Raw genomic sequence first — 12,016 nt, forward strand, 5'->3', positions numbered from 1 at the left:
GCTTTTTTATTCTGCCGCTGCGCGGGCCGTGCTGGATATCTGGTTGATATAGGCCCGCAGCGCCGCCGGTTTGACCGGCTTATGCTGGACGGAAATCCCATATTTTTCCGCATCGCTGCGCACTTCCGGGCTGCGGTCCGCCGTCACAAGCAGGGCAGGGATCGTTTTGCCGTAGAATGTCCTGATCAGGCGGATGGCGCTGATACCGTCGCCGTCGTCGAGATGATAATCGGCAATGATGACATCCGGCGCCGCTGACATTGTCAGGAACGGTTCTTCGAGTGTGGCCACCGAACCTGCGGGTAAGACCTCACAGCCCCATCCCGTCAGCAATAACGTCATGCCCTCGAGGATTTTCGGCTCGTTGTCGATGCAGAGTACCCTGACGCCGGCAAGCCGGTCGCTCGCCACCGGATTGGCGATCCCGCCAGCGGCCTTGGCTGGCGTCAGGCGGTCTGCCTCGCGCGGCAGGTGGATACGGAATGTCGTACCTTTTCCGGGTGTGGAGATCAGCTGTACCGGATGGTGCAGCATGCGCGACAGCCGGTCGACAATTGAAAGACCAAGTCCGAGGCCGGAGGCCGTTTTTGCACCCTCATCCAGCCGAGCGAATTCCTTGAAAACCGTGCGGAATTTGGATGCGGGAATGCCGATGCCGGAATCCGTCACCTGAATGACGACATCGCCTCCCCGGCGGCGCGCGCCAACGATGACCTTGCCACTCAGCGTGTATTTGATGGCGTTGGAGACGAGGTTTTGTATCAGCCGCCGCAACAGGTTGGGGTCGGAGCGGACGGTGAGCGAGGTGGGCATGACCACGAGATCGAGGTTCTTTTCCTGCGCCATAKGCGCGAAATCGGTTTCGATGCGTTTCAGCAGCTCGTTCAGCGGCACCGATGTCATGCGCGCCTTCATCGAACCCGTGTCGAGGCGGGAAATATCGAGCACCGCGCCGAGAATGGTCTCTACCGACTCGAGCGCCGAATCGATGTTCTGGACGAGATCGCTTTCCCCCGAGGCGCCAAGCCGCTCGACCAGCGAGGAGGAATAAAGCCGCGCGGCATTCAGCGGCTGGAGGATATCGTGGCCGGCGGCAGCGAAAAACCGTGTCTTGCCGATGTTCGCCTCGTCGGCTGATGCTCTTGCCTCCGCAAGTTCGCGGTTGACGCGGGTAAGCTCGACGGTTCGTTCCGCCACACGCTGCTCCAGCGTTTCATTGGCCTGTTTCAGTGCCTGATCGCTCGCCACTCTCTGCGTGATATCGGTGAATGTGGCGACGATACCCTTGTCCGGCATGGTGTTGGAGCGCACTTCGATGATGCGCTCGCCGCCGCCAAGCACCAGCGAGAAAGGCAGGTCCATGGTCAGGAAACTGGTGATCAGCTGTTCCGTGTCGCCCGGCGGCATGTCGCCACGCTCCTGCAGCATGGAAACGATGTCCGTCAGCGGCAGCCCCACCTGCCCGAATTGCTCAGGTAGATCGAGAAGGGTGCGGAAGCGCCGGTTCCAGATCGTCAGCTGCTGCGAGCTGTCGAAAACGGCGATGCCCTGGTCCATCTGCGCCAGCGCCGTTTGCAGCATGTCCTGATTATATTGCAGCGCCTCGCTTGCCTGATCCAGCAGCCAGGCCGTGTCGGCGCTGGTGTCCTCCGCCTTCTGGAGAATGATCGAAAGCACGAGACGGGCTGAGGAGGAGCCGATGGCGCTGCCCAGCAATTGTTCGGAGAAATGGATCAGCGCCATGTCGGCGGGCTGGTCGTCATTGAGCTTCCTGCCCGCCGTCTTTTCATAGGTCGCCAGTGAGCGCAGCATGCGCTCTTCACCGAGATAACGGGCAATCGCGCTTTTGAGATCGCCGACGCTGACGCGGGTTTTCCAGCCGCGCGTGGCGAATTGTGATTTCGAATGGCGCTTCACGAAGATGCCGGACTGGATGCGCTCCACCGGTCGCGGGTTGCGTGAAAGCGAGCCAAGCACGAAAGCCATGCTGTTGACGAGCAGGCTGAGGATGACCGCGTTCACAAAAGGGTCGGCCTCGGGACCGTTGAAGACCGTACTGCCAGAAAACAGGAAGCCGAGAACGGTGGCCGCGACCTCTGAGTTATCAGGCCCGCCGAAGCTTGGCAGAAACAGCAGGTAGGCCCAGACAAAAAAGCCTGAACTCAAACCGGCAATCGCACCGCGCGCATTGGCGCGCCGCCAGAACAACCCGCCGAAAAGGGCAGGTGCCATCTGGGCGATGGCGGCAAATGCCAGGAGGCCGATGGAGGCAAGCCCGGTGGCACTATCGGCCGCACGGTAGTAGCCGTAGCCCAGAAGCATCACCGCAAAGATCGCTGTTCTGCGGATGTTGAGAAGCGTTTTGGCAAAGTTGTCCCGGTGCGGCGAACGGTTCAACAGCTTCTGCCGCAAAAAGATCGGCATGACGATGTCGTTGGAAATCATGATCGACAGCGCGACCGAGGCAACGATCACCATGGCGGTCGCCGCTGAAAATCCGCCAATGAAGGTAATCAGCGAAACGACCGGCATCTGATGCGCAAGCGGCAATTGCAGGACGTAAAGATCGGCGTTGCCATTGGCGCCGAGCGTCAAAATTCCGGCAAGCGCTATCGGCAGCACGAAGATGTTGATCGCAATCAGATAAAGCGGCAGCAGGAACCCCGCCATGCGCAGCTCTTCCGGCGTGCGATTTTCAACCACGGTGACATGGAACTGGCGCGGCAACAGGATGATCGCGAAACCGGAAAGCAGGGTCATCACGATCCAGCGGCTGATGGGCGTGTGATAGGATATGGCCCGCATGGCCCGTTCATTGCCCGACGCAAGTTCCCACAAATGCGAGGGGCCGTCGAATAGGACGAACAGAACGTAAAAGCCGACGGTGCACATGGCGACGAGCTTGACGAGCGATTCCATCGAAATTGCCAGAATAAGCCCGTCCTGGTGTTCGGTCGCGTCGGTATGCCGGGTGCCGAACATGACGGCGAAGCCCGCCATGACGATGGTGACGAGCAGCGGCAGATCGAGGAAATAGAGGTTGCCGCTGCCAATGCCGTAATCGCCGGGATCGACCATCGTCGCCACCGAACTGGAAACGGCCTTCAATTGCAGCGCGATATAGGGAATGGCGCCGACAAGCGCGATGATGGCGACAATCATCGCCACGGTGGAGTTCTTGCCGTAGCGGGCGGCAATGAAATCGGCAACCGACGTCAGCTTTTCGGTTTTGGCAAGCTCCACGATGCGGCGAATGATCGGCATGCCGATGGTGAAGGCAAGGATCGGCCCGGTATAGATGCCGAGGAATTCCAGCCCCTTGTCCGCCGCAAGCCCGACGCCGCCGAAATAGGTCCAGGAGGTGCAATAGATCGCCAGGCTAAGCGCATAGACGAACGGCCGCCCCTTTTTGGGAGCGTTTCTTTTCCGGCTGTTCCTGTCCCCATAACTTGCAACCGCAAACAGCAGCAGGACATAAGCGAAGGCCGAACCGAATATGATCCACCCAGGAAGCACGCATCCTCCCCATGCAACAATCCCTGAAAACGAGCATAGGCGAATTCCGGGCCGTTGAGAATGAGCGCGGTCTGATCATAAAGTTCAAGACTACCGTGCAAAAAGCCTAATAAATGCAATCTTGACGAATTCCAAATGGGACAGGGAATCTATATGGTTGAACCCGTAGGGACAGTCACATAGCTTCAGCTCGCGAAGCAGGAGAGGGACCATCTGATGCTTAACGAATTTAAAACCTTCATTGCCCGTGGCAATGTCATGGATCTGGCCGTGGGTGTTATTATCGGGGCGGCGTTCAGCAAGATCGTCGATTCCGTCGTCAACGACCTTATCATGCCGATCGTCGGTGCGATTTTCGGCGGGTTCGATTTTTCGAACTACTTCCTGCCACTCAGTTCCAGCGTCACCGCCAGCTCGCTTGCCGCCGCGCGCGATCAGGGCGCTGTCTTCGCTTATGGTAACTTTCTCACGGTCCTCATCAACTTCCTCATTCTCGCCTGGATCATTTTCCTGATGGTCAAAGGGGTCAACAAGCTTCGCGCTTCTGTCGACCGGAAAAAGATAGAGGAAAAGTCCGAACCGGCTCCGCCGCCGGAAGACGTCAAACTTCTCACCGAAATCCGCGATCTGCTGAAGACGCGTTGAAGCTTAGATTGTCCCGGCGCGATATTGCTGACCATGGGTCAGCTCCCTCTCGCCGGGCATCCATCCATAAAGAAAATCCATGACTGTTGCACGGAATATCATGCATATCGCCCGTTCGATGCGATAAGAAGACACCAAACGGAGTGTCTTTAATGTCCATTTTGAACAGTCTGAGTGCGCGCTCTCTGGCGGCTCCCGAGAGCGGCATTGTCGAGGTCGTGAATTATGCCCGGGGACGGGACAATCTTCTGCCGCTTTGGGTCGGCGAAGGCGATCTGCCAAGCCCGGACTTCATCAACAAGGCGGCCATCGACGGGCTCAACAATGGCGAGACCTTCTATACCTGGCAACGCGGCATTCCCGAATTGCGCCAGGCGCTCAGCAGCTACTACGAGCGTCACTTTTCAGCCTCTCTATCCGCAGATCATTTTTACGTAACAGGTTCCGGCATGCAGGCGATTGCGCTTGCGGTGCAGGCGCTGACCTCGCCGGGCGACGAGATGATCTATCTCACGCCCACCTGGCCCAATATTGTTGCCGCCATCGGCGTGGCGGGCGCAAAGGCGGTCGCAGCCGGCATCGATTTCCACGATGGTCGCTGGGATCTCGATATCGGCAAGCTGGAAAGTGCGATCACCGGTAAGACGAAGGCGCTCTTTATCAACACGCCGTCCAACCCGACCGGCTGGACCGCAACGCGAGACAATCTTCGCGATGTTCTGGCACTCGCCCGCAAGCACGACCTCTGGATCGTGGCGGATGAGATTTACGCACTTTATCACTATACCGGCACCCGTGCGCCGTCGTTCCTCGACGTGATGGAACCGGATGACAAAATCGTCTTCGCCAATTCTTTTTCGAAGAATTGGTCCATGACGGGCTGGCGTGTTGGCTGGCTTGTGGCGCCGCCGGTCATCGGCCAGGTGATCGAGAACCTTATTCAATATTCCACCTCCGGCGTGGCGCAGTTCATGCAGCGCGGGGCAGTCGCGGCTCTCGACCATGGTGACGGTTTCGTCCGCGAGAACTACGAACGCGCTCTGACATCCCGCGACATTCTTTGCGATGCGCTGATCGCGACGAACCGCGTGGAGACATTGAAGCCGGATGGCGCTCTTTATGCCTTCCTCAAGGTGGACGGCGTGACCGACAGCCGCGCCACGGCTCTGGATATCGTTGACAAGACCGGCGTCGGCCTCGCGCCGGGCACCGCCTTCGGCCAAGGCGGAGAGCTGTTTCTCCGTGCCTGCTTCCTGCGCAACCCAAAGCAGATCGAAGACGCAGCCGATCGGCTTGCGTCCTATATTCTCGGCAGATAACCGCAATCCTGCGATAGCCCGCCCTGCCGCGCCGAATTTGGCCGCGGCAGGCACAGTTTCTGCCAAAAGAATCATTGCGAGCCGCTAAAACTACAACCTCACGGCGTACCAATCGACGTGCGGGCTTTTCTGTGCTATGCGCCTTGTGTTCCATTTATGAGAACATTTTCATCTAATAAATAAAACACACTTCATTGCGCTAACCAATCGTAAGCCACCTTTTCATAGGGGCGAGGGATAGGTGGGGTATTTGCTGTGCAAGTAATCAATGATGAAGAATTATTGGCTTTGATGGACGTAACAAAAGCAAACAGGGAAGTAATGTCATGGCTGTTCTGGTCACCGGTGGGGCCGGTTATATAGGAAGCCACATGGTGTGGGCTTTGCTCGACGCCGGTGAAGACGTCGTTGTTGTCGACCGTCTTTCGACGGGATCACGTTGGGCGGTCGCGCCAGCGGCGCGTTTCTATCTCGGCGACGTCGCCGATCGCGACTTGCTCGGCCAGATTTTCGAACACAACCAGATCGAGACCATTTTCCACTTCGCTGGCTCCGTCAGCGTCCCTGAATCGATCAGCCAGCCGCTGGAATATTACGAAAACAATACCGGCACGACCCGCGCCCTTGTTGCGGCGGCAGTCGGTCATGGTATCCGCAATTTCATCTTCTCTTCAACTGCCGCGGTCTATGGGAACCAACCCTTTGATGGCCCGGTGCCGGAAACGGCAGTTCTCAGCCCGGAAAATCCCTACGGCCTGTCGAAACTCGCCTCAGAAATCATGTTGCGCGATGTCGTGCAGGCACATGATTTCAACTATGTGGCGCTGCGTTATTTCAATGTTGCCGGCGCCGACCCGAAGGGCCGTGCCGGGCCGTCCCCCACGGGTGTGGCGAACCTCATCAAGGTAGCGTGCGAAGCGGCAACCGGCCGGCGCGACAAGGTTGAGGTTTACGGAACCGATTATCCGACCGCTGACGGCACCGGCGTTCGCGACTATATCCATGTCAGCGATCTGATCGACGCGCATATGCTCGCCATGGCGCATCTGCGTGCTGGTGGCGGCACACGAACGCTCAATTGCGGTTATGGCGTCGGCTATTCGGTACTGGACGTGCTGCATGCCGTGCAGCGGGAATCTGGAAACGATTTCCCGGTTATCCACTGTCCCCGCCGCGCCGGCGACATTGCCACGATGGTTGCGGATTCGAGCCGCATCCAGTCGGAACTCGGATGGTCGCCGCGTTTCAATGATCTCACAACCATCGTTCGCACGGCCCTTCAGTGGGAGGCTAAACGTCAAGCCCAGCGAAGCGACAGGATTCTGCCTGGGCAGCATAAACTGGCAGCGATAGGCTGAGTAGCCGTTGGTTTTCGGGATGCGGTTCTACCTGACGGAAAAATAGAGGACCGGTCGATCCGAAAGAGTGGCAGCGGGAAGCCATTTCTCGCTGTCGAAAAAGCTGCGCGTGAGCTTCAGTCCCGGCAATTGTTCCGTTGCCAGCAAAATCAGGTTCAGCCGATGCGGCGCAGACGGCTCCGGCTTTAGGGAGACGGAAATACCGAAATGCTCTGCCTGATAGGGTTGCAGCCTGCGTGCCGGCTCAAGCATGCTGGCAAGGTCGGCCCAGCGCGTCTGCTCGATGATCATCGCCAACGCGTCCTCAAGCTTCGTCAGAATAACGGCACCATCAGGTGTCTGCGGCGCAACCACTTTCATCCTGATAGAGCGAACCTCGTCGGACGCCTCGCCTCTGATGTCGAGAAAAAGCGATGCCCGTTCCGACGCGTTCGCCGTGTCCCCGACCACAAGATCGGCCATGCATTCGAAATTGCGGATCTTCACCGGGCTTGCGTGCCAGCCTTGCGGGTTGGAAAAGCCCGCCGCGGTAAAGCGGTCGCAGAGGTCCTTGCCGGACAGAACGAAGTCGCGGGCAAAGGATGCCCTGTCGCCGCCTTGCTCGAATTTCAGCAGATGCGGCGGTAGATTGAGCTTTTGGGCGGTAACCTTTTGCCGCTTGACGGGCTTCATCCGCGCTGGCTGCTCGGCGGAGCGTGTGGCAGGCGCAAGGTTGAGATAGCTCAGCAGGCTTTTGAGATGTTTCTTGTCATTGGCAAGCAGCACCGTTGCCAATATGGCAAGACAAACTGCCAGCACCGCAAACAGCAGCGCGCCAGGCCTTACTCTTTTTTGCAGGCTTGCGTCCATCGGGGAACCCTAATGGCTGCCGGGGGAGGGGCGTCAACCGGTTTTTGACATGGCTTTCGGGCTGTCGGCAACCCGGTGAATATAATGCGAGCTGAAGGTCATTAAAAATATTCTGTATTCAACCGCCGGATTTTCCGGCGGCGCAACGTTATTCGGAGGAATTTTTGAACGAGTCCTGCTCGTCCGCGCTGCTTTCGTCGTCGGCGACAGGAATGGCGTAGGAGCCGTTCAGCCAGCGGGCGAGATCGAGCGAGCGGCAGCGATCCGAACAGAACGGATAGTCTTCCCGTGTCGATGGCCGCCCGCACTCCGGACATGGCTTCGTTTTCCGAAGCGGCGTAACATTTCCCGCACCTTCAGGAGATGATTTTGTCATGGTCTATCCTTCGAGCCAGCCCGACGTCACCTCGAATCCTTCACCGGAAAGAAGCGACATGGTCTCATACAGCGGCAGGCCGACGACATTGGTGTAGGAGCCGGTCAGTTTCTGCACGAATGAGCCGGCAATGCCCTGGATACCATAGGCCCCGGCTTTGCCGCGCCATTGCCCGGAGGCGATATAGGCGTCGATCTCGCGCGTGGTAAGGCGTTTGAAACGCACCTTGGTTTCCACAACCTTCTGGCGGATTTTGCCGCCGGGCGTCACAAGGCAGATGCCGGTATAGACCCAATGGCTGCGCCCCGAGAGAAGATGCAGCGCTGCGGAAGCCTCCTCGGTATATTCCGCCTTGCCGACAATGCGGCGACCCACGGCCACCACGGTGTCGGAGCCGAGAACATAGGCGTCTTTCCACGTCTGCTCGCTCTTCAGCGCCGCATGCGCAGCCTCGGCCTTCTGTAGCGACAGGCGACGGCACAGCGTGCGCGGATGCTCAAGCTTTACGGGCGTTTCGTCGATATCCATCGGCATCAGACGTGCCGGCTCGATGCCGATCTGGTGCAATAGTTCCAGACGCCGCGGCGAACCGGATGCCAGAACGAGCTTTTGTTTTGAGTTGGTCATTGCGCTGCCCGGGCTTCCGAATGCCGAAAACGGATTACTTGAAGCGATAGGTGATGCGGCCCTTGCTCAGGTCGTAAGGCGTCATTTCGACCAGCACCTTGTCGCCCGCCAGAACGCGGATACGGTTCTTGCGCATGCGGCCCGCCGTGTGGGCGATGATTTCGTGTTCGTTCTCAAGCTTCACGCGGAATGTTGCGTTCGGCAGCAATTCGGTTACGATGCCCGGGAATTCGAGGACTTCTTCTTTTGTCATGTAAGGGTTTTCTTCCTGTTGATAGTGCCGGACCTGTCGTGTCCGGGAAAATTGCGCGGAAACTACACAATCCCGGCACATTTGTGAACCTCTAAAGCATCACGGCGAAAATCGGAACCGATTTTCGCCAGGTGAGAGGTGCGGATCGAATAAATGCCTATCCTGTGCGGCGTTTGAAGTGTCTGGTCCGATCGAAACGGACACTCAACCTCAGTCTTTTGAAAGCGTATCTGCTGCCGGCTGCGGCCTTCCTGGCAGGCGTTCGGTAATCAGCCTGGCAAGATGGTCCCGCACCTCGCGATATGCATCGAGAATCTGGTCCCGCGTGCCGGTGATGACGGTTGGGTCCATGGTTGGCCAATAGACAACGTCGAGCGAGTTCGAGCGTGTCAGTTCAAGCGCTGCGTGATGAGCTTCGGGCGTCAATGTAATGATCAGATCGAAAAAATCATCCTCGATCTCGTCCAATGTGCGCGGTTTGTGTTTGCCGAGCGAAAATCCCTGTTCTTCCAGCACCGCATCCACAAAGGGGTCACGCTCGCCCGCCCGCACGCCGGCCGACTGGATGTAGATGCCGGGCGCCACCAGTCGTTTGGCGATGACCTCGGCCATGGGAGAACGGATGGAGTTCATGCCGCACATGAAGAGGACCGATTTGGGAGCCTGTCCCCCATTTGGAGCCGTGGCGGGATCTCTCATCTCTAACCCCGCCAATAAAGCACACAGACAAGGGTGAAAAGACGGCGCGCAGTATCGAAATCGATTTTGATCTTGCCGGAAAGCCGGTCCATCAACGTCTGCGAGCCGTCATTGTGAATGCCCCGCCTGCCCATGTCGATCGCCTCGATCTGGCTTGGAGTGGAGGAGCGTATCGCCTCGTAATAGCTTTCGCAGATCAGGAAATAATCCTTGATGATGCGGCGGAACGGCGTCAGCGACAGGATATGGGTCGAGACATCCTTCTCGTCTTCGGTCTTGATCGAGAAAACCAGCTTGGCATCGACCAGCGATATGTGCAGCCGGTATGGACCGCCCTCATGGCCGAATGGTTCGAACGTGTTTTCCTCTATCAGATCGAAAATGGCGACGGCGCGTTCATGCTCCACGTCCGGCGTGGACCGGCCGATGCTATCGTCCAGAACCACATCGCAGAGCCGGAAATCGCCTGAAGCCATCTCTTAACTTTCCGGGTTGAGGCGAATGGAGACGGAGCGCGCATGCGCGTCCAGCCCCTCCGAACGGGCAAGGGTGATCGCCGCCGGCGCAAGCTGCCGCAGCTGCTCAGGCCCGAGACGCAGGATCGAGGTACGTTTGACGAAATCCAGCACTGAAAGACCGGAAGAGAAGCGCGCTGAGCGCGCTGTCGGCAGAACGTGGTTGGAGCCGCCGACATAATCGCCGATCACCTCAGGCGTATGGCGCCCGACGAAGATCGCGCCGGCATTGCGGATGTGCGCCATCAGCGCATCCGGATCGTCAACGGCAAGCTCCAGATGCTCGGCCGCAATGCGGTTGGCCAAGGGAATGGCATCGGTGAGCTTTTCGACGAGAATGATCGCACCGAAATCCGCCCAGCTCGCCGCTGCCGTCTCGGCGCGCGACAGCCGTTTCAGCTGCCGTTCCACCGCCGCCTCCACCGCCTTGCCGAGTTCGGCATTGTCGGTGATGAGAATGGACTGCGCGCCACGGTCATGCTCCGCCTGCGCGAGAAGATCGGCGGCCAGCCAGTCCGGATCGTTGTCCCTGTCGGCAATGACAAGCACTTCGGAGGGCCCGGCGATCATGTCGATGCCGACAGTTCCGAAGACATGCCGTTTCGCGGCCGCCACATAGGCATTGCCGGGGCCGACAATCTTGGCGACAGGCGTGATTGTTTCCGTGCCGTAGGCGAGTGCAGCCACGGCCTGTGCGCCGCCAATGCGGTAGATTTCCTCAACACCTGCGATGCGCGCGGCGGCAAGAACGGCGGGGTTTATCACGCCGCCATTCGCCGGCACGACCATGACGATACGCTCTACACCGGCAACCTTGGCGGGGACAGCATTCATAAGGACGGAGCTTGGATAGCTCGCGGTGCCGCCGGGCACATAAAGGCCGACAGCTTCGATCGCCGTCCAGCGTGAACCGAGGCCCACACCGATCTCGTCTTCGTAGATATCGTCCTTCGGCATCTGCCGCGCATGGTGTTTTTCAATGCGCCGGGCTGCGAGTTCGAGAGCTTCGATGACACTTCTGTCAACGGCTGCGACGGCCGCATCGATCTCTTCCGCTGTCACCCGCATCGAGACCTTCGAGAAATCGATGCCGTCGAATTTAATGGAGTAGTGGGCAAGGGCCGCATCGCCGCGATTGCGGACGTCATCGATGATGTCGCGAACGGTCGCGTTGACGTCTTCCGAAACTTCCCTCTTGGTTGTCAGGAAGGCAGCGAATTTCTGTTCGAAATCAGCCGATGCCCGCTCCAGCCAGATTGCCACGCCATTACCCTCTCATTTTCCTCGCGGCGATCCCGCGAGGTGCACGAACTCACCGCAGAAAAATGCGGCTCTGGTATGTGGCATAAATCGAAACAGTGACGAAAGGCAACCGTTGCAATGGCGTGGAGAGCTTATTCGCTATCGGGATGATGCGGTTTGGCGGCAGTTTCCCAGGCGCCGCTCACATCCGTCAGCTGCGCCTCGATGCATTCGACATCGAGTGCGATAGCGCCACCGCCCGAAAGCGTCAGTTCGACGGCGCCATCAGGACCTTCGCCGTTCTGCACGAAGCGGATTGCAAGGAGCGAAAGCACCTGTTCCTTATCACTGCGATTGATGCCGTGCGAGCGGACGGCGGAGACCCGCTTCAGGAAAACCACGCTGCGGCATCGCTCCGGCGGCAGGTTCTTCTTATTCGCGCTTTCCCAGACGAAACGATTGGCGGAAAGTGTGAATTGGCCCTGCTTTGCCTCGAATGCAACGTCCTTCAGTTTGAAGACGCTGTCCTGCATGTGCGTCGAAATGACGGAGAGATCTTCAGTATCCAGCGCGAGCAATTTCAGGCCGCTCATCGTTTTCTTCCTTTTCCGCGGGGC

The 12,016-nt window shown here is 58.5% G+C and carries 12 protein-coding genes; 3 read left to right on the forward strand and 9 right to left on the reverse strand.

Features of this window, described 5'->3' with window-relative positions:
• Window positions 1–6: 6 nt before the first annotated feature.
• Window positions 7–3,516, reverse strand: coding sequence for a PAS domain-containing hybrid sensor histidine kinase/response regulator (locus AC1DCP_RS02030; RefSeq protein WP_476774118.1), 3,510 nt, complete (start codon window positions 3,514–3,516; stop codon window positions 7–9).
• A 216-nt stretch (window positions 3,517–3,732) separates the two neighbouring features.
• Here AC1DCP_RS02030 and mscL point away from each other — a divergent pair, with 216 nt between their 5' ends.
• From mscL to galE, 3 genes are all read left to right on the forward strand, one after another.
• Complete coding sequence (mscL, locus tag AC1DCP_RS02035; protein ID WP_003515034.1) at window positions 3,733–4,161, forward strand: large conductance mechanosensitive channel protein MscL; 429 nt, start codon at window positions 3,733–3,735, stop codon at window positions 4,159–4,161.
• A gap of 152 nt (window positions 4,162–4,313) precedes the next feature.
• Window positions 4,314–5,480, forward strand: a complete 1,167-nt coding sequence (locus tag AC1DCP_RS02040) for a pyridoxal phosphate-dependent aminotransferase (RefSeq protein ID WP_019564317.1) — start codon at window positions 4,314–4,316, stop codon at window positions 5,478–5,480.
• Between the two features lie 326 nt (window positions 5,481–5,806).
• Window positions 5,807–6,838 carry a UDP-glucose 4-epimerase GalE gene (gene galE / locus AC1DCP_RS02045; protein WP_065688348.1) on the forward strand — a complete coding sequence of 344 codons (1,032 nt, stop codon included), beginning with the start codon at window positions 5,807–5,809 and terminating at the stop codon, window positions 6,836–6,838.
• Between the two features lie 27 nt (window positions 6,839–6,865).
• Here the strand turns inward: galE and AC1DCP_RS02050 are convergent, their stop codons facing one another.
• The 8 genes from AC1DCP_RS02050 to AC1DCP_RS02085 form a co-directional block, all read right to left on the reverse strand.
• On the reverse strand, window positions 6,866–7,687 hold the full coding sequence (locus AC1DCP_RS02050) for a DUF6030 family protein (protein ID WP_019564315.1): 822 nt from the start codon (window positions 7,685–7,687) through the stop codon (window positions 6,866–6,868).
• Window positions 7,688–7,835: 148 nt separating this feature from the next.
• The gene (yacG, locus tag AC1DCP_RS02055; protein WP_013635461.1) at window positions 7,836–8,063 is read right to left on the reverse strand and encodes a DNA gyrase inhibitor YacG; all 228 of its coding nucleotides are present in this window, start codon (window positions 8,061–8,063) and stop codon (window positions 7,836–7,838) included.
• A 3-nt stretch (window positions 8,064–8,066) separates the two neighbouring features.
• On the reverse strand, window positions 8,067–8,690 hold the full coding sequence (locus AC1DCP_RS02060) for a Maf-like protein (protein WP_003515050.1): 624 nt from the start codon (window positions 8,688–8,690) through the stop codon (window positions 8,067–8,069).
• 34 nt (window positions 8,691–8,724) lie between these two features.
• Window positions 8,725–8,943, reverse strand: coding sequence for a translation initiation factor IF-1 (gene infA / locus AC1DCP_RS02065; RefSeq protein ID WP_003493814.1), 219 nt, complete (start codon window positions 8,941–8,943; stop codon window positions 8,725–8,727).
• 210 nt (window positions 8,944–9,153) lie between these two features.
• On the reverse strand, window positions 9,154–9,642 hold the full coding sequence (locus AC1DCP_RS02070) for an arsenate-mycothiol transferase ArsC (protein WP_065688347.1): 489 nt from the start codon (window positions 9,640–9,642) through the stop codon (window positions 9,154–9,156).
• Between the two features lie 2 nt (window positions 9,643–9,644).
• Window positions 9,645–10,118, reverse strand: a complete 474-nt coding sequence (locus AC1DCP_RS02075; protein WP_003515052.1) for a UPF0262 family protein — start codon at window positions 10,116–10,118, stop codon at window positions 9,645–9,647.
• A gap of 3 nt (window positions 10,119–10,121) precedes the next feature.
• Window positions 10,122–11,420: a histidinol dehydrogenase gene (gene hisD, locus AC1DCP_RS02080; RefSeq protein WP_065658353.1), complete on the reverse strand. Its 1,299-nt coding sequence runs from the start codon at window positions 11,418–11,420 to the stop codon at window positions 10,122–10,124.
• A gap of 131 nt (window positions 11,421–11,551) precedes the next feature.
• Entirely contained in the window at window positions 11,552–11,992 is a 441-nt protein-coding gene (locus AC1DCP_RS02085) for a DUF2948 family protein (RefSeq protein WP_003515054.1), read from the reverse strand.
• Window positions 11,993–12,016: the final 24 nt, after the last annotated feature.

It is taken from the genome of Agrobacterium sp. 10T429 (assembly GCF_056393925.1).

What these genes read in the sequence shown, in the direction of transcription:
- mscL (WP_003515034.1), top strand. Translation starts at nt 3,733, where the DNA reads ATGCTTAACGAATTTAAAACCTTCATTGCCCGTGGCAATGTCATGGAT.
- AC1DCP_RS02040 (WP_019564317.1), top strand. Translation starts at nt 4,314, where the DNA reads ATGTCCATTTTGAACAGTCTGAGTGCGCGCTCTCTGGCGGCTCCCGAG.
- galE (WP_065688348.1), top strand. Translation starts at nt 5,807, where the DNA reads ATGGCTGTTCTGGTCACCGGTGGGGCCGGTTATATAGGAAGCCACATG.
- AC1DCP_RS02050 (WP_019564315.1), bottom strand. Translation starts at nt 7,687, where the DNA reads ATGGACGCAAGCCTGCAAAAAAGAGTAAGGCCTGGCGCGCTGCTGTTT.
- yacG (WP_013635461.1), bottom strand. Translation starts at nt 8,063, where the DNA reads ATGACAAAATCATCTCCTGAAGGTGCGGGAAATGTTACGCCGCTTCGG.
- AC1DCP_RS02060 (WP_003515050.1), bottom strand. Translation starts at nt 8,690, where the DNA reads ATGACCAACTCAAAACAAAAGCTCGTTCTGGCATCCGGTTCGCCGCGG.
- infA (WP_003493814.1), bottom strand. Translation starts at nt 8,943, where the DNA reads ATGACAAAAGAAGAAGTCCTCGAATTCCCGGGCATCGTAACCGAATTG.
- AC1DCP_RS02070 (WP_065688347.1), bottom strand. Translation starts at nt 9,642, where the DNA reads ATGAGAGATCCCGCCACGGCTCCAAATGGGGGACAGGCTCCCAAATCG.
- AC1DCP_RS02075 (WP_003515052.1), bottom strand. Translation starts at nt 10,118, where the DNA reads ATGGCTTCAGGCGATTTCCGGCTCTGCGATGTGGTTCTGGACGATAGC.
- AC1DCP_RS02085 (WP_003515054.1), bottom strand. Translation starts at nt 11,992, where the DNA reads ATGAGCGGCCTGAAATTGCTCGCGCTGGATACTGAAGATCTCTCCGTC.